Below are 24,359 nucleotides of genomic sequence, written 5' to 3' on the forward strand. Positions count from 1 at the left end.
GATATGCCGATATTCAGGTGAGGCTGGCCTGCAAATGGCAGCTTCATACGCTTCCGGTGCACACGTACTTCAAGTACGCTCCGCTCCGGTTCTCGGAAGCCGCCATTTTCGGCGCAGCCTGACCTGAATCTCAACACATCCTTGGCTCGTTTAGATATTTAGGACCTTTTTTATGACCGAAACGACGACACCGGAGACCCGGCTCTGGACCCCGCAGGGTTTTCGCGAGGACGAGTGGGCTCATGCCGAAAGTGCCGACGCGCTGTCGGGCAATGGCCGCTTCATCCTGCCGCTGCAGGCGTTCCTCGACCTTGATCCGGAGGTGCGCCGGTCGGCCAAAGAGCGGCTCGGCGTGGTGCTGCAGCCCGGCGATCAGCTCGAGAAGATAGTCGACCTGCTCGACCAGCTGTCGCTGGTGGCGCTGGTCTTCCCGGCCTTCAGCGATGGGCGCTCCTTCTCCAAGGCCGAACTGCTGCGCAGCCGTTATCATTTCGAAGGCGCCGTTCGCGCCACCGGCCAGGTGCTGGTCGACCCGTTGCCGCATATGATGCGTCTTGGCTTCGACGAGTTCGAGATCTCCAATCCGGTACTGCTGAAGCGCCTGGAAGAAGGCAACACCGGCGGGCTGGGGCTCTACTACCAGCCGACCGCCGTGCCTGAGCCCAAGGGCCCGAAATATTCCTGGCGGCGGGTTCGCAACAGCTGACGCAGCGGTAATTGCGCCCGTCTTTACATCGCTTGCGATCGGGCCTTCTCTGAGCTGTCCGGACGGAAACATCCGCCGGGTGCGAGGAGGAAATCATGGATTTCGACTATGTCATCGCCGGTGGTGGGTCCGCCGGCTGCACGCTTGCCGCGCGCCTGTCGGAAGATCCATCGAAAAGGGTCTGCCTGATCGAAGCCGGCGGCGCGGGCAGCAACCTGCTTATCCGCGCGCCGGCAGGCATCATCGCACTGTTGCCGGGCCGGCCGAAGATCAACAACTGGGCGTTCGAGACGGTGCCGCAGCAGGGTCTTGGCGGTCGCAAGGGCTACCAGCCGCGCGGCAAGGCGCTGGGCGGATCCAGTGCCATCAATGCCATGCTCTATACGCGCGGGCACCGCGGCGACTATGACGAATGGGCCGACCTCGGCTGCGACGGCTGGTCGTGGGACGAGGTGCTGCCCTATTTCCGGCGGGCGGAAGGCAATCAACGCGGCGCTGATGCCCTGCATGGCGGCGATGGGCCATTGCGGGTTGCCGAGCAGCAGGAGCCACGTCCGCTCTCCCGGGCCTTTGTCGAGGCCTGCGGCGAAAACCAGATCCGCCGCAACGATGATTTCAACGGCGTCGAACAGGAAGGTGCCGGACTTTACCAGGTGACGCAATTCTGGGGCGAACGCCGCAATGGCGAGCGCTGCTCGGCGGCCGCTGCCTATCTGCAACCGGTCTTGAACAGGTCGAACCTTACCGTCATCACCGGAGCGCATGCCACGGCGGTCATTCTCGACGGCAAGCGCGCCACCGGCGTGCGGTATCGCGTGGGGAAGGGCGAAGCCCTCGCGAAAGCCAGGCGCGAGGTGATCGTCTGTGGCGGCGCCTTCGGTTCGCCTCAGCTCCTGCTGCTGTCGGGCATCGGGCCGGCTGCCGAGCTTGCCATGCATGGCATTCCGGTCATTCATGAACTGCCCGGTGTCGGCAAGAACCTGCAAGACCACCTCGATTTCATCATGGGCTGGACGTCGAGGGATGCCGACATGATGGGCATCGGCCTGCGCGGCTTGCCTGGCCTGCTGCGGCACATGCTGCGCTGGCGCAAGGATGGCGGCGGTATGATCGCCACGCCCTATGCCGAAGGCGGTGCCTTCCTCAAATCCGATCCGGCGATAGAACGGCCCGACCTGCAACTGCATTTCTGCATCGCGATCGTGGATGACCATGGCCGAAAGCTGCATATGGGATATGGCTTTTCCTGTCATGTCTGCGTGCTGCGGCCGCATTCGCGCGGCGAGGTCGGGCTGTCGACCCATGATCCCATGGCGCCGCCGCGCATCGATCCACGCTTTCTTTCGGACGAACGCGATGCCGAACTTTTGCTCAAGGGGGCCAGGATGATGCGCTCTATTCTGGAGGCGCCGGCGCTGGCCAGATATCGCCACAAGGAAATCTACACCGCCGGTGTTTCGAGCGACGCGGAGTTGATGTCCCACATCCGTGCCCGCGCCGACACGATCTATCACCCGGCCGGCACCTGCAAGATGGGCGTCGACGAGATGGCGGTGGTCGATCCGCAATTGCGGGTCCACGGGCTCAAGGCCTTGCGGGTCGTCGACGCCTCGGTGATGCCGACGCTGATCGGCGGCAACACCAACGCGCCGACCATCATGATTGCCGAGAAGGCGGCGGACATGATCAAGGCGGCCGCCTGACTGCGGTTCTGGTCGAACCAGCGAAGCTATTTTCGTTTGCCGAGAAGCGCTTTCGGTTGAGAAGGAGGAGAGCTGGTCATACCAATTTTCCGATTTGCGCTTTCCCTTTAACCGTCCTGCCCTTAGGATAGGGAACATTATTTCGTGACCCGAAATAAATATGGCCACAAGGGAGGAACCGGGAATGGCTGGCAAGAAAATATTGATGCTCGTTGGCGAGTTCAGCGAGGAGTATGAGATTTTCGTCTTTGAACAGGCCATGCATGCCGTCGGCCACACCGTGCATGTCGTCTGCCCGGACAAGAAGGCGGGCGATGTCCTGAAGACCTCGCTGCACGACTTCGAAGGCCACCAGACCTATACGGAAAAGCCCGGCCACGACTACATCCTCAACAAGACGTTCTCCGAGGTGGATCCGGCCAAGTATGACGCCGTCTACGCGGCGGGCGGGCGCGGCCCGGAATACATCCGCATCGACAAGCGGGTGCAGGCACTGGTGCGGCATTTCCACGAGACCGGCAAGCCGATCTTCACCATCTGCCACGGCGTGCAGATCCTGATCGCGGTCGACGGTGTGGTGCGGGGCAGGGAAGTGGCGGCGCTGCACTATTGCGAGCCGGAAGTGACGCTGGCCGGCGGCATCTATATCGATGTCGCGCCGACCGGCGCCCATGTCGACGGCAATCTGGTTTCAGCCAAGGGCTGGCCTGGCCTGTCCAACTTCATCCGCGAATGCCTGAAGGTGCTTGGCACCGAAATCCGCCATGGCGAAATCCTGATGCGCGACGAGCGCCAGGCCGCCTGAACAGGACTTTTGTTCCCCGCCGCCGCGCCACGGCGCGGCGGTCGTCGGGCTACATCGTCGCTCGCGCTTCGCGGAACGACACCAGCTTGCGGCGGTTCTCGTCCCACAATGCAAGTTTGACGCAGCGCAGGCTGTCGAGCAGCGTGACACGGCCGATGCCGCGCAGCTCCGGATAATCCCGCAGCACTTCCTGAAGCCGGTAGCCCGGCACCTTGGCGGAGAGGTGGTGGACGTGGTGGACGCCGATATTGCCGGTGAACCAGTTCAGCACCGGCGGCAGGTCATAATAGGACGAGCCGTGCAGCGCGGCATGCTGGAACTCCCAGTCGTCGTCCTTGGCCCATTCCGTCTCCTCGAACTGGTGCTGGACGTAGAACAGCCAGATGCCGGCGGAGCCGGCGAGAATGACGATCGGCAGATGGACGACCAGGAAAGCGCCGGGCCCGACGGCCCAGATAAGCAGCGCCGCCGCAACCGCGATGGCGAGGTTGGTGGTCATCGATGACACCCAGGGCGTCAGACCGCCGCGCATCATGCCGATGGGCAGTCTTTGCGAGAAGATGAACAGCCAGATCGGCCCAAGGCCGAACATCACCAGGGGATGGCGATAAAGGCGATAGGCGAGGCGCCCGCGCCAGGACAATTGCCGGTACTCGGCAACGGTCAAGGTCGTGATGTCACCCATGCCGCGTTCGTCGAGATTGCCGGCGCTGGCATGATGGGTCGCGTGGGCGCGCCGCCAGCAATCGTAGGGCGTCAGTGTCAGGACGCCGAGCGCCCGGCCGATCCAGTCGTCGGCGTAGCGGTTGGCGAAGAAGGAGCCATGGCCGCAATCGTGCTGGATCATGAAGATGCGTACCAGGAACCCGGCCGCCGGAAGGATCAGGATCAGCCCCCACCAATGGCCATAAGAATAGGCGGCCGAGGAGAGCGCCCAGAGCGTGGCGAACGGAATGAGGGTGATGGCGAGTTCGACGGCGCTGCGTCGCCGGTCCGGCTTCTTGTAACGCGCCAGAATCTTCAGCCAGGCGCGCTTGCTGTTGGCGGCCGCATCGGGGGAAATCATGTTCATCAGGAAGCATAGGCATGGCATGTGGCGGCCGCAAGGCGGCCATCACGCAAAATTACTGTGCGTAATTGTCGCGTAAGCGCCTGACTGGAGTTACTGCCGCCGCAATCTGGTGTCGCCGTCCTCGACCCGGTCGAGGCGGTCGAGCAATTGCCTGAAGCGGTCGTGCGTATCGGCTTCGATACGGAAAGCCGGCAAGGTACGCAGAAAACGCGTCATCGCCTCGGCGCCGAACTGGCGCCTGACTTCGGCGGCGAGCCTTTCTCCTTTTTCAGCCTTGTCGCGGGTCATCATTTCAAAATCCTGTGTCGGCTCCGAAACTCCTCCAGCAGGGGAATGGTTCCCACATCACGCTTCCGTGGCAAGCCAAGGCGACAGTCTTGGTAAAATTTGAATTAAAATCGAAGGAGCGCTATTGGTCACCGCCCAGGCCCGGCCAAAGGCCCAATGGTGGCTTACCCCTTGATTTTTGGCTGCCAAACCTCGATATCGGGCGCAAATCCATACCATTCGAGATGACGGGAAACGGCGATGAGCGACCAGGCAAAAGACGAACGCGCGCCCAGTGAAGCCGAGGCGGCCGAGGCCAATGCCGAGCGCACGGAAGGCAGCATTGACGGCGACTATGAAGCGCTTGTGCGGCTGCTGAAGGAAAATGAAGAGCTGAAGGACCGCGCGCTGCGCGTCGCGGCCGAGATGGAGAACCTGCGCCGCCGCACCGCGCGCGACGTGCACGATGCGCGCACCTATGCGGTTGCAAATTTCGCTCGCGACATGTTGTCGGTGTCGGACAATCTGCGTCGGGCACTCGACGCCATTCCGGCGGAGGCCAAGGCGTCGGGCGATGCCGGCTTCAAGGCGCTGATCGAAGGCGTCGACCTGACGGAGCGCGCCATGCTGTCGGCGCTGGAACGGCACGGGGTCAAGAAGCTCGCGCCGGAAGGCGAGAAGTTCGATCCCAATTTCCACCAGGCGATGTTCGAAGTGCCCAATCCCGATGTCCCGGCCAACACGGTGGTCCAGGTCGTGCAGCCCGGCTATTCGATTGGCGAGCGCGTGCTGCGTCCGGCCATGGTCGGCGTCGCCAAGGGCGGCCCGAAGATAGCCGTCGAGGCGCCGGTCGAGCCGGGGCCGGTGAATGAGCAGGCGGAGAAGGATGCTTGATTAAGGGAGTGGGGCAGTAGGGCAGTAGGGAAACAGAGGAGCCGTACATTCATTCGGCTCTGTGTTATTCATTCTTCCCCTATTGCCTTACTGCCCTACTCCCCTGGTCTTCAATGCATCCCATCGCCCTTCTCGACTATGCCGGCGTCGCCGTTTTTGCGGCGACCGGGGCGTTGGCTGCCTCGCGCAAACAACTCGACATTATCGGTTTCCTGTTCCTTGCCAGCGTCACCGGCATTGGCGGCGGCACGTTTCGTGATCTCATTCTCAACGTGCCGGTCTTCTGGGTGGGAAATCGCGACTATGTGCTGATCTGTGCTGTCGTGGCGGTCCTGGTCTTCTTCACTGCGCATCGCGTCGAATCCCGCTACAAGCTGCTGCTTTGGCTCGACGCGATCGGCCTTGCCGCCTTTTCGGTGATGGGCGCGGCCAAGGGCCTGGCAATCACCGGTTCGCCGGTCGTTTCGATCATCACCGGCATGCTGACCGCGACCTTCGGCGGCATATTGCGGGATCTGCTTGCAGGCGAGCCATCGGTGCTGCTGAGGCCGGAAATCTACGTCACGGCCGCCCTGGCCGGCGCGGCCATCTTCACATTGGGCGACGTCGCCGGATTGCCGCAGATCGTCTCGGGGTTGGCTGGCTTCGTCGTGGCGCTCGCCGTGCGCGGCGGTGCGCTGCGCTTCGGCTGGTCGTTTCCGTCGTACAAGAGCCGGCCTGGCCGGCGGCCTGAGGATATTCCGTGAAAGGGAGCGAATAGCGAATAAGGATGACAGACCGCAGGATTGCGGCGTAGCTCTCGCTATTCGCTATTCGCTATTCGCTATTCGCTATTCGCTATTCGCTATCCGCTATCCGCTATTCGCTATTCGCTATTCGCTATTCGCTATTCGCTATGCCGCAAAGCGCTGCGCTTCCCCGCCATAATAATTGACGTAGCGGGCGCCGATTTCCTTGACCGGCATGACGACGAACACATCGACCGTCGAGAATTCGCGGTCGATGACGCAGCCATCGCCTATGCGGGCGCCGACCCTCAGATAGCCCTTGACCAGAGGCGGCATCGCCGCGATCGCCGCCTTGGTGTTGACCGCCTCGATCGGCATCAGGTCCATGGAGCAATAGCGTCCGGACACCGCGCGCACATCCCAGGCCGAGTTGGTGCGACAGTGATGGGCGAGATAGGTGAGCGCCTCGGCATGCGCCGCCGGCACGGTGCCGTGGAAGGAAGCACAGCCGGTCATCACGCCGATTTCGTAGTGATTGATGTAGGCCCAGATGCCTTGCCACAGCGCCTCGATGGTGCGCTTCGAGCGGTATTCCGGCAAAACGCAGGAACGGCCGAGTTCGAGGAAACGCTGGCCGGGATGGCGGGCGATGAGCTTGGTCAACTCGAATTCGCCTTCGGAATAGAAGCCTCCGGCGGCGGCCGCGATTTCTTGCCGCAGCAGCCGGTAAGTGCCGACGATGCGGCGGTGTTCGGGGCCGGAAATCGAATTGTCGAAGACGAGCAGATGATCGCAGAGCGGATCGAACCGGTCGGCGTCGCGGCGATCCTGCGCCTGGAACAGATCCTTGCGGGCGCCAAGCTCGTCGTAAAATACGCGGTAGCGCACTTCCTGCGCGGCCGCGATCTCGGTCTCGTTGCGGGCGAGCCGCACTTCGAGATTGCCGATACGACCGAGCGCTGCGCCTTTTATGACGGAATCGACATTACGTCCGGCGAGCAAGGCGCTGCTGGCGTTCGGCCGAGTGTCACATTCCGGCATAACTGTATGCACGAGTGATTCTCCTTCGAGCCATCCCTCTTGGCACGGGGATACGGTGTAGGTGCAACAGGATTGTGACAGTACCGTGATAAGGCGTCGCGGGCAATACTTCGTCGGCTGGCGAAAACGGTCAACCGGCTACGCTAGGTGAAGAGGGGTACGACGCGCCTCGTTTGCACGGATCAAGTCAACGTGCCTCAACCCCTTGTTTTCATGGCTGCCGCCCTCGGCGAACCGGGCGGCTTTGGGGCGACATACGTCAGCCGCGAGGTTGGAAAAAATCAGATCAAGCCGCAACCTGGCCCTCGACGGCGTTGACAAGTGCATCCGGGTCGAGCGGCTTGGTGACGAAGCCGCTGGCGCCGTGGGCAAGCACCGCGTGGCGGGTCTTTTCCTGGCTATCGGCCGACAGCACCATGATCGGCACGGGCGGCGCCGATGTCTCTTCCTCATGGCGGCGGATCGCGGCGATGGCGTCCAGCCCGTCCATGACAGGCATATGCAGGTCCATCAGCACCACGTCGAAGCGGTGCTTGTGCGCAGCACTGGTGACGGCCTCGACCGCGGCCTTGCCATTGCCGACGACCTTGACGCGGTGCCCCGCCTTCAACAGCGTGGCGCGGGCCAGCATGGCATTGATGTCGTTGTCTTCGGCGATCAGCACGGACAGGCCCTGCTGGCGGTCGCTTGAGGCGCGGCGCGTCGGCGCGCGGCGCTCTTCCGGCTGCGGCTGGGCAAGGGCCGGCGCGTGGCTGGTCAAAAGAACACGCAAAAGTGTTCCACCGCGCACCGGCCGGGCCAGGAAAGTCGCGTAGCCGCTGGCGCGGAACTCGCCAAGCATGCCGCGGTCGGTCGGCGCGATCAACGTGATGGCTTCGCAATCGGTGAAACCGCTCTGGCGCAATCGCTTGAGCACTCTCCCGTCGCTCTCCTCCATGGCGGCGTCGACCAGAAGCACGTCGCAGCCCTCCGCCAGGGGCGCTGCCTGCGCCACGGTGGTGGCGATGCCTGCCGTGCCGCCATTGGCGCGGATGGTGCGGGCGATGGCGTCGGCCTCGACGGCGTTCCTGGACAGGATCACCGCGCGCCTGCCGGCAAGCACGTTCTGGCGGCCCTGCGGCGCTCCGGTGGCCTCCGTGGCCGGAATTTCGAAGACGAATTCCGACCCTTGGCCAAGCCGGCTGGAGACCGAAATCGTACCGCCCATGGCAGCCACCAGCCGCTTGGAGATGGCAAGCCCGAGCCCCGCCCCGCCATGTGCACGCGTCGAGGTGCCGTCGGCCTGTTCGAACTCCTCGAAGATGCGCTCCATGTCCTCTTCGCGCAGGCCGGGACCGGTGTCGGTGATGGTGAAGCAGATGCGGTCGCTGGTCTCGGTGCGGGCACGCGCGATGCTGACCAGCACGCCGCCGCCATCGGTGAATTTGATGGCGTTGCCGATCAGATTGAGCAGCACCTGCCTGACCCGGCCGGGGTCGGCTGTGATCAATTGCGGTACATCCGGCTCGACGTGGCAGCCGAGGCCAATATCCTTGGCGAAGGCGCGGGCGGCGAGCAATTCGATGATGTTGTCGGCGATCTCGCGCACCGACATGGGCTGCGGCTCCGGATCGAAGCGACCGGCCTCGATCTTGGAATAGTCAAGCAGGTCCTCGATCAGGGCGAGCAGGGCGCTGGCCGAGGTCGAAACGGCGCCGACATAGGTCTGCTGCTCCGGCGACAGGCTGGTATCGGCCAAGAGCCTCGCCATGCCCATGATGCCGTTCATCGGCGTGCGGATTTCATGGCTGACCGTGGCGAGGAAGCGCGATTTGGCCTGGCTTGCATATTCGGCGCGCTCGCGCGCGGTGATCAGCGAGGATTCGGCGCGCTTGCGGGCGGTGATGTCGCGGGCGATGGCGCGATGCGAAACCGCACCGCTGTCCTTTTCGCGCACCGACAGTTCGATCCAGGAGAACCAGCGCGGGCCGCTCGGCGTGCGGATGGCGACGTCGGTGGAACTCAGGCACTCGTGATCGGAAAAGGCGGCGTCGGGGACGATGCCGACCTCGATGCCGAGTTCGGCCAGGGTCTTGCCGGCAAGATCGCGCTGATCGGTTTCAACCAGATCGGCGAACACCTTGTTGGCATAGACGATGTAACCGTCGCGATCGCGATGGATGACGAGGTCGCCAAGCGCGTCGATGAGACCGCGAAAGCGCTCCTCGCTTTCCTGCATTTCCCACATGCGGTCTGCCAGCGTCTCGATCTCGGCGCGGCTTCGGGCGGTGGTCTCGTCCAGCAGCACCACCGTGCGGTGGACGCTGCGACTGGCATGCAGATGCATGGCAAGGCCGGCGAGGCCGGTCGCCAGCAAGGCGAGACTGATGAAAATCGGCGCCCCGGTCAGATGTGCGAGGGCCGCCAGGATCAGGATGGCAACGAAAGTGAGCAGCGGCAGGCCTTGCCGCTTGGCCAATTGCTGCTCGGGCACCAGCGGCGGCGCAGCGATGAACCGCCGCGCCGGCGCGGCAACCGCATCGACATCGTCGCCCTTGTTTGCCTGTTGGCTGTCGGATTCCGCGATCATGCGAAACCCTTGCCAGACAGAGATTATGGAAAATTGCGGCGGATCGTTCGAATTTTAGCGGATAGGGCGTTTTTGCCCTGGCAGCGGCGGATTCGCCACTGCATTTGGCGATCCGTCCCTGCCTGCGGCCCGCAGGCGGGCCTACATGTCGACGACGACGCGACCGCGGATCTTGCCATCGACGATGTCGCGCGCGGCATCGATGATGCCGTCGAAGCCGATGGTGGTGGACAGGCTGGCGAGCTTGTGCAGGTCGAGATCGGCGCCGATGCGCCGCCAGGCCTCGAGGCGCACGGCCTTCGGCGCCATCACCGAATCGACGCCAAGCAGCGAGACGCCGCGCAGGATGAAGGGGGCGACGCTCGCCGGCAGGTCCATGCCGCCAGCCAGGCCGCAGGCGGCAACCGCACCGCCATAGGAAGTCATCGACAGTACATTGGCCAGCGTGTGGCTGCCAACCGAATCGATACCGCCGGCCCAGCGTTCCTTGGCCAGCGGCTTGGTGGGCTGGCTGAGCTCGTCGCGCGAGATCACCTCGGCGGCGCCGAGATTGATCAGGTAGGGGCTTTCGGCATTGCGGCCGGTCGACGCAATGACGTGATAACCCAGACTGGACAGTATGGAGACCGCGACCGAACCGACACCGCCGGCAGCACCCGTCACCACCACCGGGCCGCGATCGGGCAGGATACCGTGCCGCTCCAGCGCCATGACGCAAAGCATGGCGGTATAACCGGCGGTGCCGACCGCCATCGCGTCATGCGCACTGATGCCTTCCGGCAGCGGGACCAGCCAGTCGCCCTTGACGCGGGCGCGCCCGGCATAGGCGCCGAAATGCGTTTCGCCGACGCCCCAGCCGTTCAGGATGACCTTGTCTCCCTTGCGCCAGTCGGGATTGGAGGACGAGATGACCGTCCCGGCGAAGTCGATGCCCGGCACCAGCGGCCAGCGGCGGACCACCGGCGCCTTGCCGGTAATCGCCAGCCCATCCTTGTAGTTCACCGTGGTCGCCTCGACCGCGACGGTGACGTCACCCTCCATCAGTTCGGTTTCGGTAAGGTCGGTCACGGCGACGGACTGTTTCTTGTCGGCATCGCGCGAGACGAGGATGGCTTTGAAGGTTTCGGACATCTTTTTCTCCGCGAACTTGCTTGGCGTCCTGGAACTGTGCGGCGAAGGCCGCGCAGGGTCAATCTTTGGAAGGCTTGGCGTCCGAAGTCTTGGGCTCGCGGCGCCAGCCGATGAGTTCGTCGAAGACGACCAGGGCAGCACCCACGGAAATGAAGGCGTCGGCGAGGTTGAAGACGGCGAACGACCAGACCGGCGTGTGGAACAGGATGTAGTCGATGACGTGGCCGTAGACGGCGCGGTCGATCAGATTGCCCAGCGCGCCGCCGATGATCAGGGCAAAGCCGGTGCGGGCGATGACATGGCCCGATGGCGTGCGGGTGGCGAGATAGAGCACGAAAGCGACGACCAGAACGGCGATGACTACCAGGCCGGTGTCGCCGAAGGAGGAGAACATCGAGAAGGCGATGCCGGTGTTGTAGGTGCGAAACAGCGCCAGGAACGGCACCAGATCGAGCTTCTCCTGGAAGGGCAGGCCGATCTCTACCAGATGCTTAATCCACTGATCGAGCGCGATGGCCGCGACGACGAGCAGCGCGTAGGGGGACAACGATCTCACGGGCGGGCAACCTTCATTGCTGGTCGGCGATTGGTTCGAGCTTCAGCGCGCCACGTCGGATCTCGAACAGCATGATGCCGGTGGCGACGGCGAGATTGAGCGAATCGGCGCGGCCCGCTTGCGGAATCCTGAGCAGACGGTCGCAACTGGCCGCCAGGCTTTCGGGCAGGCCCTGCTGCTCATTGCCCATCATCAGCAGCACCGGACCACGGGAAAAATCGACCGAGCGGTAGTCGACCGCACCCTTCAGATGCGTGCCGGCGACGAGGCCGGAAAAGCCGCCGCGCCAGGCAAGAAAGGCCTCGGTCGTTGCCTTGGCCACCGGCACGGCAAAGATCGAACCCATTGTGGCGCGCACGGTCTCGACGGAAAACGGATCCGTGGTGTCGCCGACCAGGATGACACCCTTGGCGCCGACAGCATCGACGGTGCGGATGACGGTGCCGAGATTGCCAGGGTCACGCACCCGGTCGAGCGCCACCCAGACATCGCCATTGTCGGCGCGGATATCCCTGAGGGCGAGGAATTTCTGCGAAAAAACCCCGACCACCATTTGCGGATTGTCACGGCGGGTGATGGCGACAAGCACTTTTTCCGACACTTCGAGCACCGTCCCGCCCGCGGCAACCGTGCGCGCCGCGACCTTTTCCACCGCCGGGTTGCCGCGCCCGGCCTTGGCGAACACAAGCGTCCGGATCTGCCAGCCCAAATCGAGCGCATCGATGACCAGCTTCAGTCCCTCGGCCATGAAGGCATTCTGCTGGTCGCGGAATTTCTTCAAGGCGAGCGCCTTGATGTCCTTGATCAGCGGATTGGCGAGGCTGGTGACTTCCTTCACCTGGCCGGGTGCGCCCACATGCCGTTCGTTCATTCAGGACTCCGGGGCATTCAGGCCACCCAACGCGAAAACAACGAGGTCGAAAGCGCCCTGCCGGCGGACTTTTCGCGGATGATCAGCTCACCCGATTCAACCTTGCCGCCCATGCCGGCAAAAGTGTCGCGCATCAGAGCGTGGATGGCGAAGAAGGAAGCGCGGATCGAATAGGCGGTCAGCACCACGGCAAGCGGTTTCGGAGTCAGGATCGCGCGGCAGAGATCAGTCAGGGCCGGCAGGTCCTCGAACAATTGCCAGACCTCGCCCTTGGGACCGCGGCCATAGGCCGGCGGGTCGAACAGGATGATGTCGTAGCGGCTGCCGCGGCGCTCCTCGCGCTCGGCGAATTTCACGGCGTCGTCGACGATCCAGCGGATCGGCTTGCTGCCGAGCCCGGCCATCTCCTGGTTTTCACGCGCCCAGCCGATCGCCTTCTTCGAAGCATCGACATGGGTGACCTCGGCGCCGGCGCGGGCCGCCACCAGCGAGGCGAGCCCGGTATAGCCGAACAGGTTGAGCACCTTGACCGGCCGCCTGGCCGCCGCGATCAGCCCTGCCATATGGTCCCAGTGCGAGGCCTGTTCGGGAAAGACGCCGACATGGCGAAACGAGGTGAAACGGCCGAGATAGTCGATGCCGTCATGCTTCATCGGCCAGGTTTCGCCGAGTGGCGTCTTCGGGAAACGCCAGCGGCCGATGCCTTCCTCGTCGGTGTCGCCGGTGAAGATGGCGTCGGCGCGCTCCCAATCCTTCGCCGGCAAGGCTTTCTGCCAGATCGCCTGGCCCTCGGGCCGCACGATGCGGTAGGGGCCGTATTGTTCGAGCTTCTGGCCCGCACCACTGTCGAGCAGCGCGTAGTCGGCGTTGGGCGCCACTTCGAGGATCAGCGGAAGCTGCTCGGCTGGCAAGGCGCCGTCACGGCGGGCAAGGATGCGCGGGGCTGATTTCGGTTCGGCGCGATCATCGGTTCTGGTCTCAGGCCGCTCGCGTGGCTTGGCGTCTGGCCGTGGCGCGCCACGCGGCTCGTGCGGACGCGCCTCTCCGCTTCCGCCCTTCGCGGGCGGGCGGCTGTCGCGGCGTTTGTCGCGAAAAGACTTCAAGCGGGAGCATCTCCGAGCGGCGTGCCGCTTTTGGCATAGGGCAACCGGCTTCGCAACCAAGTCCGCCGCCGCTACCCTTCCATTCATGTCGGCCAGTGATGGACCAATGTCAAAGAAACAGGCAAATCTGCTTGATGTCCCGCTCAGAACGCCTGCTCGACCTCATCCAGTGCCTGCGCCGCCATCGCCGGCCGGTGAGCGGACAGGCGTTGGCCGATGAGCTTGGGATTTCGATCCGCACGCTCTATCGCGACATCGCCACGCTGCAGGGGCAGGGCGCGCCGATCGAGGGCGAGGCGGGGCTGGGCTATCTGCTCAAACCCGGCTTCATGCTGCCGCCGCTGATGTTCACCGACGAGGAGATCGAGGCCATCGTGCTCGGTTCACGCTGGGTCGCCAAGCAGCCGGACCAGCGTCTTTCGGCCGCTGCCGCCAATGCGCTGGCCAAGATCGCGGCCGTGCTGCCGGACGATCTGCGCGAGGATCTCGATGCCTCGACCCTGCTGGTCGGGCCGCCGATGACGGCCATTGAAGGCATAGACCTCGGCGTCGTGCGGCAGGCCATCCGCAACGAGCGAAAACTCGGTTTTCTCTACCGCGATGCCGGCGGTGCTGCTTCGCAACGCGTCGTCTGGCCGTTCGCGCTCGGCTTCTTCGACAAGGTGCGGGTGGTGGTGGCGTGGTGCGAGATGCGGCAGGACTTCCGGCATTTTCGCACCGATCGCATTTCCGGCCTCAATCCTATCGATACGCGCTATCCCAGACGTCGCCAGGCACTGCTCAAGGAATGGCGAACGACGCTCGACAAGCCGCGCGGGCCATGACGGCTACTGCCAGAATCTGACAGTAGCTTACCCTATGTCAGCCAAGTCGAAACGTTGAAACAGCTTGGAGAGCAGTCATGGCACCCCCGAATTTCGTCATCCTCTATGTCGACCAGCCGCTCAAGAGCGGCGCCTTCTACAGCGCGCTGCTGGGGCGCGAGCCGGTCGAAAGCGCGCCGACCTTCGTGCTGTTCGTGCTCGAAAACGGCTTCAAGCTCGGCCTCTGGTCGCGCCATACGGTCCAGCCAGCGGCGGCAGCCGCAGGTGGCGGCGGCGAGATCGTGTTCGCGCTGGAGACGCCGGATGCGGTCGACGCGACCCATGCCGACTGGTCCGGACGCGGCTTGAAGATCCTGCAGACGCCGACCGACCTGGATTTCGGCCGCACGTTCGTTGCGCTCGATCCCGACAATCACCGTCTGCGCGTCTACTGGCTGTTTGACGGGCAACAGGCCAATGGGGAACAGAAATGAGCGCGTATTGGATCGCGGTCGCGTCGGCTGAGCATGTCCGGCGCGGCCGCAAGGGCGGCTTCATGCAGGTCAATCACGGCAAGGCGGCGCCGCTGCGCCGCGCCAAGCCGGGCGACGGCATCATCTACTATTCGCCGACCACGATTTTGGGCGAAAAGGACGGCCTGCAGGCTTTCACGGCAATCGGCACGGTACGGGAAGGAGAGCCCTATCAAGGCGAAATGGGCGGCGGCTTCACGCCGTTCCGGCGCGATGTCGATTGGATGACGGCTGAAGAAGCGCCGATCAAGCCGCTGCTCGACAGGCTGGACTTCACCGCCGGCAAGTCGAACTGGGGCTATCAGTTGCGCTTCGGCCTGTTCGAAATCACCGATCACGATTTTCGTCTCATCGCGGAGGCGATGAGTGCACAGGCGGCGGTGAGCTAGGCCTTCAGCGCGTTATAAACGGCAATGCCGGCGGCGAGGTCCTCGAGTGCCGCGCCAACCGACTTGAACAGCGTGATCTCGTCGACGACCTGGCGGCCCTTACCCTGGCCCCGCGCCAGTTCGTGCAAATCGGCGACGATGGCGTCCGGCTTCAGCACGCCGGAGGCCAAGGGCTGGACGATGTCGCCGGCCTCCTTGGTGGCGCCGGCGCGGGTGTCGACATAGACGCGGGCGCGGACGATCGCGTCGTCGTCACTTTCACGCATCGTCGGGGTGAAGCCGCCGACCAGGTCGACATGGGTGCCTGGCCGCAACAGCGCTCCCTTGATCAGCGGCGTGGTGGTGATCGTCGCCGAGGAAACGATATCGGCCTCGCCAAGTTCGGTATCGAGGTCGGTCGCGGCGCTGGCCGGGAAGCCGTCGGCGCGCAAATCGGCCGCGACTTTCTCGGCGTTGGCCGGAGTGCGGTTCCAGATGCGGATGGTCTTGATCGGCCGCACGGCCGAATGCGCCTTGGCCAGGAACGGCGACAGGGCGCCTGCGCCGACCACGAGCAGCCGCGAGGCGTCGTCGCGGGCAAGGTAGGACGCCGCCAGCGCCGAGGCGCAGGCGGTGCGCCACTGCGTCAGCCGCTGGCCGTCGATCAGGGCTTCCGGCTCGCCGGTTGCGCCATTGAGCAGGAGATAGAGCCCCATCACGGCGGGCTTGCCGATGGCGTTGTTGTCAGGCGAGACGGTGACGATCTTGACGCCGATATGGCCACCCATCGAGGTCCCGGCGGCGTTGAAATCGGTCCATGCCGGCATCAGCAGCAAGGTCGAGGCGGCGCCATCGGGCCGTTCGACCGCGTGATGATGCCTGACTGGCTGCACCGCACCCTCGCGGAATGCCGTGCGCAATGTCTCGACCAGTCCAGGAAAGGTCAGTGCATGATCGACCTCGGCGGCCGAAATGATCAGCATGAATAGCTCCGTGGAACGAAAGCCGCCGGCCGGCGGCTCAACTGGTCGGCTTTGGCAATGCCGACCCCTGGGCCGACCCCTGGGCCGGTCCTTGCGGCGCTGACGGTGCGCGGCTGACCGCCTGGCGCAGGTTTTCCGCCTCGACGCCACGCTGGCGCGCCAGCTTGCGGTAGCGGCCCTGCTTGACCCAGGTCGCCAGGCTGCCGACGATCATGCCGATGGCGAGCGCCAGGAACAGGAAGATGAACAGCGGCAAGGTGAGCGTCAGCTTCGGATTGCCGGGGTTGAACGGGTCCAGCGTGAAAGCGACGAGTTCGCGGTTTGCGACGGCCAGCGCGATCAGGACGATCGCCAGGGGCACGAAGACCACGATGAGCATGAAACGATTGAGCATTGTGTTTTCCGTCGGAAGCTGGCGCTGAAACCGCGCCTACTTGCCGCCGTTCAGCCTTTCGCGCAGTTCCTTGCCGGTCTTGAAGAACGGCACCCATTTCTCCTCGACCTCGACGGATTCGCCGGTTCGCGGGTTGCGGCCGGTGCGGGCGGGGCGGTTTTTGACCGAAAACGCCCCGAAGCCGCGCAACTCGACCCGGTTGCCTTCGGCAAGGGCGTCGGTGATCTCGTCGAAGATCGCGCCGACGATGTTTTCGACGTCGCGCAGGAAAAGATGCGGATTGCGCGTGGCAATAATCTGCACAAGTTCAGACTTGATCATCAGACGGGTCCCCGTGAAAGCAGTTCGGTCGAAATTATGAGGATGATTTTATTGGCTTTTTCAGCTGTTCCAAACGGCGCTCAAGGGTGCCAGACAGAAACGAGGCCGTCAAGAAACAAGCGGTCGGCGCCAAGTTCGTGGATGACATCGCTGCTGTAGTCCGGCAGGCCGAGCGCGCTGCCGATTGTTTTCACCATGGCTTTTGACCAAAGGAAGCCGCCGCGGCTGTCCGTATTCTTCCATTCGACCACCTTGAGCTTGGCGTCGACACCCTTGGTCGCCAGCCAGTCGATCGCCTCGGTTTCGCCGCCGACGGCGTCGATCAGCCCGTTGGCGACACCCTGGCGGCCGGTGAAGATCGATCCGTCGGCAAGCGCCAGCGCCTGTTCGCGAGTCATCTTGCGGCGTTCGGCGACGATGCCGACGAACCAGTCGTAGCTGTCGAGGATGAGCTTGCGGACCATGGCGCGCTCGTCGTCATTGGTCGGCTTGAAAGGAGAGGGCGAAGCCTTGAGCGGCGAGGATTTCACCTCTTCCAGCTTGATGCCCAGCTTGTCCATCAGGCCGCTAACGTCAGGATACTGGATCAGCACGCCGATCGAACCGACGATCGAGGTCTTGCGGGCGACAATGTGGTCGGCGGCACTTGCGATCATATAGCCCGCCGATGCGGCGAGCGTGCCGACTTCGGCCACGACCGGCTTGTCGCCGGCGACCTTGCGCACTTCCTCGTAGATCGATTCACCGCCGACGGTGGTGCCGCCGGGTGAATCGATCGCCAGGATCACGCCCTTCACCTTCGACGATTTGCGGATTTCCTCCAGCCGCTTGATCAGTTCCTCGTCCTCGGTGATCGTGCCTTCGATCCTGACCTTGGCGATATGGTCGACAGCCGAGCCGCCAATATCGTCGCGATAGAACCAGGCCGACAGCGCGATCACGCCGAGGGCCACGATGCCGAGGGCTGCAACACGCCAGAATGTCAGCTTGCGCCGCAAACGGCGGCGGTCGATCAGGTCGTCGGCTCTCAATGCCATGGTCAGCCTCACAGTCGGCGGGAAGAGACGCTTTTAGACCATGATGTCTTCGCCGGGAAGCAGTTCCGTCTTGCCCATGGCGCGGCAATCCGCCCGCGTCGATCCCGACACTGTCAGTTTTGTGACTGGCCTGCGCAAGGTACGCGCGGTAAGGGGAGAAACGGCAGTGATGAAAAAACGGCGCAGGCGTGCCCATTTCTGCTATGAAGTACCGGCTGTTGTGCCGACCTCGTTTTCGTTTGTACAACCATTGTTGTCACATTTTTGCGGTTTTCGTGGGCTTGTGCTTGCTTGAGAGTGCCGGCCCCCCACCTATAGGCGGTGTTCCCTGGCGGGCAGGGTCTGGAAGAAAGCAGTCATGTTAGCGCGATCGAATGAACCGACCAGCCCCGAGACGGAGTTGGCTCCCCCGGCGGATGGCTGGACGCGGGGCGATGCGTTCGACCGCGCCCAGCGTCATTCGCGCCGCGTGCGCGTGCTCAAATTCGCCGTACCCCTGGCCGCGGCGCTGATCGCGGTCGCCTTCCCGGTCTATTCCTATCTGGCCGCCCCCGTCTCCGTCGCGGTGCAGTCGGAAGGTGCGGCCTTTTCCAACGGCAAGCTGGTCATGGCCAATCCCAAGCTCAACGGGTTTACCAAGCAGAAGCAGCCCTATTCGATGACGGCCCTGCGGGCGATCCAGGATGTCAACACGCAAGGCATCATCGAACTCGAAGGCATAGACGCCAAGGTCCCGGTCGGGCCGGACAATATCGCCGCGATCAAAGCCTCGCACGGTATTTACGACCGCGACGGCAATACGATGAAAATGACCAGCGACGTCATGATCACCACGACCGACGGTATGCAAGCCAAGTTCAAATCGGTCTTCCTCGACATGGGCAAAGGCACTATGAAGACGGACGATCCCGTCGACGTCAGCAGTGGCGGGTCGCAGATCACAGCGGATTCCCTGTCGGTCCAGGACAATGGCAAGATCCTGGTGTTCGAGAAGAGGGTGCGCGTCAACATCGATCCCGCCAGCGTGAAGGCGGCTGAGGCAAAGGGCGAAGAAGCGAATGTGGCACAATAGTTCGACACGGCTTGCAGCCGCAACTTCGGCGCTGCTCCTGCTGGGACTTGTGCCAGCGCTGGCGCAGTCGGGTGCCAGCAGCCAGGTGTCCGGGCTCAAACTGTCCGGCGACCAGCCGATCCAGATCGAAAGCGACAAGCTGGAGGTCCGGCAGGCCGAGAGTCTCGCCGTGTTCACCGGCAACGTTACCGTCGTCCAGGGGCCAACCTTGCTCAAGGCCGGCAAGATGATGGTCTATTACGTCAAGGATCCCAACGCGGCCGCCAAGGGTACCGAAGCGGCGGGTGCCGCGATGACCGGCTCCGCCAACATCGATCACCTCGAAGTCAGCAGCAAGGTCTACATCAAGTCGAACGACCAGGTTGCGACCGGCGACAATGGCACCTTCGACATGAAGACGCAGGTGCTGGTCCTGTCCGGCAAGGAAGTGGTGCTGTCGCAGGGCCCCAACGTGCTCAAGGGCTGCAAGCTGACCGTACAAATGAAGACTGGTCTTGCCAACGTCGACGGCTGCGGCGGCCGTGTGATCATGTCGATGACGCCGCCGCCGAAGTCGGATGCGCCGAAATCGGGAGCGACGAACCCCTGATGGCCAGCCTGTCATCGCTGACGGCGCGTCTCCCGGGACGGGCCGCGGCTAAGGTTTCGGCCCCGGCCACGATCACTGTCGACAAGGCGAAGTTCAAGGGAACCTTGATCGCCAAGGGCCTGACCAAGAGCTACAAGGGCCGCAAGGTGGTCAGCGGCGTCACGCTCGGCGTGCGTGCCGGCGAGGCCGTCGGGCTGCTCGGCCCCAACGGCGCCGGCAAGACGACCTGTTTCTACATGGTCACCGGCCTGGTGCCCGTGGATGAAGGCACGATCGAGATCGACGGCTTCGACGTCACCTCGATGCCGATGTACCGCCGTGCGCGCCTCGGCATCGGCTATCTGCCGCAGGAGGCGTCGATCTTCCGCGGCCTCAATGTCGAGCAGAATATCCGCGCCGTGCTCGAAGTGGTCGAAAAGGACCGCAAGGTGCGCGAGCGCAATCTCGACGAACTGCTCGAGGAATTCCACATCAGCCATCTGCGCAAGGCGCCATCCATGTCGCTCTCCGGCGGCGAGCGGCGGCGCCTGGAGATCGCGCGTGCGCTGGCGACCCGTCCGGCCTACATGCTGCTCGACGAGCCCTTTGCCGGCATCGATCCGATCGCCGTCGCCGATATCCAGCAGCTGGTGCGCCACCTCACGGCACGTGGCATCGGTGTCCTCATCACCGACCACAATGTGCGCGAGACGCTTGGCCTGATCGACCGTGCCTACATCATCCATGCCGGTCAGGTGCTGACCCATGGCCGCGCCGACGAAGTGGTAGCGAACCCGGATGTGCGGCGGCTTTACCTCGGCGAGGGTTTTACGCTCTGACGCTTTTTTCCTGCGCGGTCGCGGCGCGGGACCGTTCCCGGGAATATGCCATAAGCGTGAAATTTGTTTCCTGACACGATTTTTTGTGTGTGACGGCCCGATTTTCGGCGATTTTGCTCCGGGATAACGCTCCGGTAAGCGGCTTTTGCTAGGGTTTGCCTTGACAAGCAAAAGCCGGGCCAGTTTCTATGCCCGGCTGCCGAATTCATTTCGGCAAGCGCGGACGCGCAGAGGAGGCGTTTGAAACCGAACCATGGCCTTGGCGGCGAAACTACAGCTCAGACAGTCGCAGTCGCTGGTGATGACGCCGCAGCTGATGCAGTCGATTCGGCTGCTGCAGTTCACCCATGTCGAGCTCGAGCATTTCATCGACGAGGAGATCGAGCGCAACCCGCTTCTGGAGCGCGCAGAGCCGCAGGATGACGCCGCGAGCGACCAGGCGCAGAAGATCGACGCGGAGCCGCAGGCGGCCGCCGACGGCGACTGGTTCGAGACCGAGGCGGGGTGGAGCGCCGAGGCGATCTCGGAAAAACTCGATACCTCGCTGGAGAACCTGTTTCCCGACGATCCCGGTACAAGCGAGCGGCTCGGGCCTGACCTGACGGCGCAATGGAAATCGGCTTCCGGCAATGGCGGCGGCTCCTCGTCCGAGGGGCTCGATGCCGGCGACATGGCAGCCAGCGCCATCACCTTGCGCGACCATGTCGGCGAGCAGATCGCGCTCGCCTTCGTCGATCCCGCGGCACGGCTGATCGCAGGAGAACTCGCCGATGGCCTGGACGAGGCCGGCTATGTCAGGGCCGATCTTGAGGAGATCGCCACGCGTCTGGGCACCGATGCGGCGAGCGTGGCCAGAGTGCTGACGGTGTGCCAGACTTTCGAGCCGACCGGTCTGTTCGCCCGCGACCTTGCCGAATGTCTTTCGCTGCAGCTTGCGGCGCGTGACCGTCTCGACCCGGCGATGAAGGCCCTGGTCGCCAATCTCGAGCTTCTGGCGCGGCGTGATTTCCAGACGCTGAAACGGATCTGCGGCGTCGACGAGGAGGATCTGCTCGACATGCTGGCAGAGATCCGGGCACTCGATCCACGTCCGGGCATGGCGTTTTCGGGCGGTGCCAGCGACGCCATCGTCGCCGATGTCGAGGTGCGCGCGGCCAATGACGGCAGCTGGACGGTCGAACTCAACGCCGAAACGTTGCCGCGCGTGCTGGTCGACCATATTTATTTCGCCCAGGTGTCGCCACATGCGAAGAACCAGGCGGAAAAGGATTTCCTGGCGGAGTGTCTGCAAAACGCCAACTGGCTGACACGCAGCCTCGACCAGCGGGCAAAGACGATCCTCAAAGTGGCCTCCGAAATCGTGCGCCAGCAGGATGCTTTCCTGGTCCATGGCGTGCGCCAGCTGAAGCCCCTCAATTTGCGCACGGTGGCCGACGCCATCGGAATGCACGAATCGACTGTCAGCCGCGTCACCGCCAACAAATACATGCTGACGCCGCGCGGCGTGTTCGAGCTGCGCTATTTCTTCACCGCCTCGATCGCCGCATCGGGCGGCGGCGACGCGCATTCCTCGGAAGCGGTGCGTGACCGCATCAAGCAGCTGATCGACGAGGAGAAACCCGTCGATGTACTTTCGGATGACGCGATCGTCGACATGCTGAAGGAAAGTGGCGTCGATATCGCCCGGCGTACGGTCGCCAAGTACCGGGAAGGCATGAATATTCCGTCTTCCGTGCAGCGCCGGCGCGAGAAGCGGGCGCTCGCCAGCGCCGGGCGTTAAGGCGCTTACGATTTTCCACAGCTTTCGAGCTTCATTGACAAGCCGCGGGGAAGTGGCTAGAAGCCCGCCCGCATGAGACGGGCCCGATGCCCGCTAGCGGATGGTCCGTCACGACAATGGCCTCGGGACGGTCAAAAAGGCGGCTTGTGATCAACCGGAAAGTTCGGATTTAAATCGGCGCGAGTGACGCCGCAAAGCTTGTGCGCACGGATCACGAGTATAAACTCGGGCGAGTTTGAAGCCTGAGCAAGGAAGGTCAGTTTTCAGATGAATCTGCGCATATCGGGAAAACACATGGATATCGGCGATGCGTTCCGCACACGCATCAACGATCGTGTCGGCGAAGCGATCGGCAAATATTTCGATCGCGGCTTTGCGGGACACGTCACCGTCATCAAATCGGGCTCGCGCTATTCGGCGGATTGCATGATCCGGCTGGATTCGGGCGCCTCGCTGCAGGCCACGGGCGATGCCCAGGATCCGACGCTGGCCTTCGAGGCCGCGGCCGATCGGCTGGAGACCCGGCTTCGGCGCTACAAGCGCCGTCTCAAATCGCACAATTCGGGCAATGGCAATGGCGATTTGACCGACATCGCCTATACGGTGATGGCGCCGCTCGCCGATGACGACGAGGAGATCCCGGAGGATTTCGCGCCGGCCATCGTCGCCGAATCAACCATGACGCTGAAGACCATGTCGGTGGCCTCGGCGGTCATCGAGCTCGATACCAAGGACAGTCCGGTGTTCGTTTTCCGCAACGCCGGAACCGATCATCTCAATATCGTCTATCGCCGGCCCGACGGAAACATTGGCTGGATCGACCCGTCCACGACCAAGGTCGCACAGGGATAAACGCCAGCCGCACGAGGGGGTGGGGACTGGTGACGGCAGGCGAACAAGGGATTTTCAAGCATGGATCTGAGCGATCTTATCAGCGTTCCGGCGATTTTGCCGGCGTTGAAGGCGAACTCCAAGAAGCAGCTTCTGCAATTGCTTTCCGAACGGGCGGCGGCGATTTCGGGCATTCCGGAGAGGGAAGTGTTCGACACCATCCTGCAGCGTGAGCGGCTGGGCTCGACGGGCGTCGGCAATGGCATCGCCATTCCGCATGGCAAGCTCGCCGGGGTGAAGCGCATCGCCGGTGTTTTCGCCCGGCTGGAAACGCCGGTCGATTTCGAGTCGCTGGACGACCAGCCTGTCGATCTGGTGTTTCTGCTCCTGGCGCCGGAAGGGGCGGGCGCCGATCACCTGAAGGCCCTGTCGCGCATCGCACGCGTGCTGCGCGACGCCGACACTGTGGCTAAGATCAGGGGGACGCGCGACGCCACGGCGATCCACGCGTTGTTGTCGGACACGCAGGCCTCGCACGCCGCCTGAAGCCGGATTTTAAAGAGATTGCCAAGGGCCGCGGCGAGCGGCCCTTTTCGTTTCAGCCGACCGGCCGCTTTAATGAATGGCGACGGTGGTCAGGTCGTTTTCCATGGCGCCGGCCAGTGCGCGGTCACGCGCGTCGGAAAGCAGGATCGGCTGGCCGTTGGCGGCAAACAGTGCCCACAGCTCCATGCCGGGCGCGATTTCACCGATGTTCGGGAAGCGGCCGAGCAGTTCGTCGCTCGAGACCTTGCGCAGATAAGCGACCGAGCCTTCGCCGAGATGGGCGAATTCGCCATTGGTCATGGTGACAGTTTCAGTTCTGGTCATTTCAAGCCTCCTTGGCGCGAGGACGCCGCTCAAGGCCATCCCGCATGAGAGCCATCGGTAAAGATTAGTCTTTCACCGATATGTTTATTTTCCGTACCAGCCGTTCGGACTCCGGCCGATCCAGGTCGATCGACAAAAGGCCGTTCTTCAGCTCCGCCGCGATCACCCGCATGCCGTCGGCCAGCACGAAACAGCGCTGGAACTGGCGTGCGGCGATGCCGCGATGAAGGAACTCGCGCTCGGTATCGTCGGTCTGACGGCCGCGCACGACCAGCTGGTTTTCCTCCGTTGTCACATCGAGATCGCTTTCGGCGAAACCGGCGACAGCGAGCGTGATGCGCAGCCTTTCGGACTTGCCGTCGGCGCCGCTGAGGCGCTCGATGTTATAGGGAGGGTAGCTGTCACCGGACTTCGCCAGGCGCTCCAAGGTCTTTTCCATGGCGTCGAAACCAAGGAGAAGCGGGCTGGAGAAAGGCGTCATTCGGCTCATGTTACACTGTCCTCTCAAGAGCGA

Annotated in this window: 28 protein-coding genes; 14 read left to right on the top strand and 14 right to left on the bottom strand. The window is 63.5% G+C overall.

What is annotated here, in order from left to right:
- The first annotated feature begins 172 nt into the window (after positions 1-172).
- The 3 genes from JG746_RS09285 (at position 173) to JG746_RS09295 (ending at position 3,214) form a co-directional block, all read left to right on the top strand.
- Positions 173-706, top strand: a complete 534-nt coding sequence (locus JG746_RS09285; protein WP_202357859.1) for a DUF934 domain-containing protein — start codon at positions 173-175, stop codon at positions 704-706.
- A 95-nt stretch (positions 707-801) separates the two neighbouring features.
- A complete protein-coding gene (locus tag JG746_RS09290; protein ID WP_202357860.1) occupies positions 802-2,409 on the top strand; it encodes a GMC family oxidoreductase in 1,608 nt (535 codons plus the stop codon).
- A gap of 184 nt (positions 2,410-2,593) precedes the next feature.
- Positions 2,594-3,214 (top strand): DJ-1/PfpI family protein, encoded by a 621-nt coding sequence (locus tag JG746_RS09295; RefSeq protein ID WP_202357861.1) that lies wholly within the window; start codon positions 2,594-2,596, stop codon positions 3,212-3,214.
- A 49-nt stretch (positions 3,215-3,263) separates the two neighbouring features.
- Here the strand turns inward: JG746_RS09295 and JG746_RS09300 are convergent, their stop codons facing one another.
- Both JG746_RS09300 and JG746_RS09305 read right to left on the bottom strand, forming a co-directional pair.
- Positions 3,264-4,286 (bottom strand): fatty acid desaturase, encoded by a 1,023-nt coding sequence (locus JG746_RS09300; RefSeq protein WP_202357862.1) that lies wholly within the window; start codon positions 4,284-4,286, stop codon positions 3,264-3,266.
- A gap of 90 nt (positions 4,287-4,376) precedes the next feature.
- Positions 4,377-4,577 carry a hypothetical protein gene (locus JG746_RS09305; RefSeq protein ID WP_202357863.1) on the bottom strand — a complete coding sequence of 67 codons (201 nt, stop codon included), beginning with the start codon at positions 4,575-4,577 and terminating at the stop codon, positions 4,377-4,379.
- Between the two features lie 237 nt (positions 4,578-4,814).
- Between JG746_RS09305 and grpE the strand changes: the two genes are divergently transcribed.
- Positions 4,815-5,447 (top strand): nucleotide exchange factor GrpE, encoded by a 633-nt coding sequence (gene grpE, locus JG746_RS09310; protein ID WP_202357864.1) that lies wholly within the window; start codon positions 4,815-4,817, stop codon positions 5,445-5,447.
- A gap of 113 nt (positions 5,448-5,560) precedes the next feature.
- The gene (locus tag JG746_RS09315) at positions 5,561-6,193 is read left to right on the top strand and encodes a trimeric intracellular cation channel family protein (protein WP_202357865.1); all 633 of its coding nucleotides are present in this window, start codon (positions 5,561-5,563) and stop codon (positions 6,191-6,193) included.
- A gap of 147 nt (positions 6,194-6,340) precedes the next feature.
- Here JG746_RS09315 and JG746_RS09320 read toward each other — a convergent pair whose 3' ends face one another.
- The 6 genes from JG746_RS09320 to JG746_RS09345 all read right to left on the bottom strand — a co-directional run bounded on the left by JG746_RS09320 (position 6,341) and on the right by JG746_RS09345 (position 13,446).
- On the bottom strand, positions 6,341-7,216 hold the full coding sequence (locus JG746_RS09320) for a GNAT family N-acetyltransferase (protein WP_244730877.1): 876 nt from the start codon (positions 7,214-7,216) through the stop codon (positions 6,341-6,343).
- A 286-nt stretch (positions 7,217-7,502) separates the two neighbouring features.
- Entirely contained in the window at positions 7,503-9,785 is a 2,283-nt protein-coding gene (locus JG746_RS09325; RefSeq protein ID WP_202357867.1) for a PAS domain-containing hybrid sensor histidine kinase/response regulator, read from the bottom strand.
- 141 nt (positions 9,786-9,926) lie between these two features.
- Positions 9,927-10,916, bottom strand: a complete 990-nt coding sequence (gene acuI, locus JG746_RS09330; protein WP_202357868.1) for an acrylyl-CoA reductase (NADPH) — start codon at positions 10,914-10,916, stop codon at positions 9,927-9,929.
- Positions 10,917-10,974: 58 nt separating this feature from the next.
- A complete protein-coding gene (gene lspA / locus JG746_RS09335) occupies positions 10,975-11,472 on the bottom strand; it encodes a signal peptidase II (RefSeq protein ID WP_202357869.1) in 498 nt (165 codons plus the stop codon).
- 13 nt (positions 11,473-11,485) lie between these two features.
- Complete coding sequence (locus JG746_RS09340; RefSeq protein ID WP_202357870.1) at positions 11,486-12,343, bottom strand: TrmH family RNA methyltransferase; 858 nt, start codon at positions 12,341-12,343, stop codon at positions 11,486-11,488.
- 17 nt (positions 12,344-12,360) lie between these two features.
- Complete coding sequence (locus JG746_RS09345; RefSeq protein ID WP_202357871.1) at positions 12,361-13,446, bottom strand: class I SAM-dependent rRNA methyltransferase; 1,086 nt, start codon at positions 13,444-13,446, stop codon at positions 12,361-12,363.
- Between the two features lie 134 nt (positions 13,447-13,580).
- On the opposite strand from JG746_RS09345, the gene JG746_RS09350 reads away from it, so the two are divergent.
- From JG746_RS09350 to JG746_RS09360, 3 genes are all read left to right on the top strand, one after another.
- Entirely contained in the window at positions 13,581-14,270 is a 690-nt protein-coding gene (locus JG746_RS09350) for a helix-turn-helix transcriptional regulator (protein WP_202357872.1), read from the top strand.
- A gap of 77 nt (positions 14,271-14,347) precedes the next feature.
- Positions 14,348-14,743, top strand: a complete 396-nt coding sequence (locus tag JG746_RS09355; RefSeq protein WP_202357873.1) for a VOC family protein — start codon at positions 14,348-14,350, stop codon at positions 14,741-14,743.
- Positions 14,740-15,171, top strand: a complete 432-nt coding sequence (locus JG746_RS09360) for an EVE domain-containing protein (protein WP_202357874.1) — start codon at positions 14,740-14,742, stop codon at positions 15,169-15,171. The genes JG746_RS09355 and JG746_RS09360 overlap by 4 nt, the downstream gene beginning before the upstream one ends.
- Here JG746_RS09360 and JG746_RS09365 read toward each other — a convergent pair.
- The 4 genes from JG746_RS09365 to sppA form a co-directional block, all read right to left on the bottom strand.
- Positions 15,168-16,133: an ornithine cyclodeaminase family protein gene (locus tag JG746_RS09365; RefSeq protein WP_202357875.1), complete on the bottom strand. Its 966-nt coding sequence runs from the start codon at positions 16,131-16,133 to the stop codon at positions 15,168-15,170. The genes JG746_RS09360 and JG746_RS09365 overlap by 4 nt on opposite strands.
- 37 nt (positions 16,134-16,170) lie before the next feature.
- Complete coding sequence (locus JG746_RS09370; RefSeq protein WP_202357876.1) at positions 16,171-16,527, bottom strand: DUF1049 domain-containing protein; 357 nt, start codon at positions 16,525-16,527, stop codon at positions 16,171-16,173.
- Positions 16,528-16,563: 36 nt separating this feature from the next.
- Positions 16,564-16,848 carry an integration host factor subunit beta gene (locus JG746_RS09375; protein ID WP_006200394.1) on the bottom strand — a complete coding sequence of 95 codons (285 nt, stop codon included), beginning with the start codon at positions 16,846-16,848 and terminating at the stop codon, positions 16,564-16,566.
- A gap of 80 nt (positions 16,849-16,928) precedes the next feature.
- Positions 16,929-17,885: a signal peptide peptidase SppA gene (gene sppA / locus JG746_RS09380; protein ID WP_202357877.1), complete on the bottom strand. Its 957-nt coding sequence runs from the start codon at positions 17,883-17,885 to the stop codon at positions 16,929-16,931.
- Between the two features lie 358 nt (positions 17,886-18,243).
- Between sppA and lptC the strand changes: the two genes are divergently transcribed.
- The 6 genes from lptC (at position 18,244) to ptsN (ending at position 23,521) form a co-directional block, all read left to right on the top strand.
- Positions 18,244-18,957: an LPS export ABC transporter periplasmic protein LptC gene (gene lptC, locus JG746_RS09385; protein WP_202357878.1), complete on the top strand. Its 714-nt coding sequence runs from the start codon at positions 18,244-18,246 to the stop codon at positions 18,955-18,957.
- Positions 18,944-19,546, top strand: coding sequence for an LptA/OstA family protein (locus tag JG746_RS09390; protein WP_202357879.1), 603 nt, complete (start codon positions 18,944-18,946; stop codon positions 19,544-19,546). Before lptC ends, JG746_RS09390 begins: the two co-directional genes overlap by 14 nt.
- Positions 19,546-20,364, top strand: a complete 819-nt coding sequence (gene lptB, locus JG746_RS09395; RefSeq protein ID WP_019861197.1) for an LPS export ABC transporter ATP-binding protein — start codon at positions 19,546-19,548, stop codon at positions 20,362-20,364. Before JG746_RS09390 ends, lptB begins: the two co-directional genes overlap by 1 nt.
- A gap of 253 nt (positions 20,365-20,617) precedes the next feature.
- Entirely contained in the window at positions 20,618-22,144 is a 1,527-nt protein-coding gene (gene rpoN / locus JG746_RS09400; RefSeq protein WP_202357880.1) for an RNA polymerase factor sigma-54, read from the top strand.
- Positions 22,145-22,411: 267 nt separating this feature from the next.
- On the top strand, positions 22,412-22,996 hold the full coding sequence (hpf, locus tag JG746_RS09405; RefSeq protein ID WP_010911487.1) for a ribosome hibernation-promoting factor, HPF/YfiA family: 585 nt from the start codon (positions 22,412-22,414) through the stop codon (positions 22,994-22,996).
- 60 nt (positions 22,997-23,056) lie between these two features.
- Entirely contained in the window at positions 23,057-23,521 is a 465-nt protein-coding gene (gene ptsN, locus JG746_RS09410; RefSeq protein ID WP_010911486.1) for a PTS IIA-like nitrogen regulatory protein PtsN, read from the top strand.
- Between the two features lie 69 nt (positions 23,522-23,590).
- On the opposite strand, the gene JG746_RS09415 is transcribed toward ptsN, so the two are convergent.
- Both JG746_RS09415 and JG746_RS09420 read right to left on the bottom strand, forming a co-directional pair.
- On the bottom strand, positions 23,591-23,845 hold the full coding sequence (locus JG746_RS09415; protein ID WP_202357881.1) for a BQ00720 family protein: 255 nt from the start codon (positions 23,843-23,845) through the stop codon (positions 23,591-23,593).
- Between the two features lie 64 nt (positions 23,846-23,909).
- Positions 23,910-24,335, bottom strand: coding sequence for an Hsp20 family protein (locus tag JG746_RS09420; protein ID WP_202357882.1), 426 nt, complete (start codon positions 24,333-24,335; stop codon positions 23,910-23,912).
- Between the last annotated feature and the right edge of the window lie 24 nt (positions 24,336-24,359).

This window comes from Mesorhizobium sp. 113-3-3 (assembly GCF_016756495.1).
GTDB lineage: Bacteria > Pseudomonadota > Alphaproteobacteria > Rhizobiales > Rhizobiaceae > Mesorhizobium.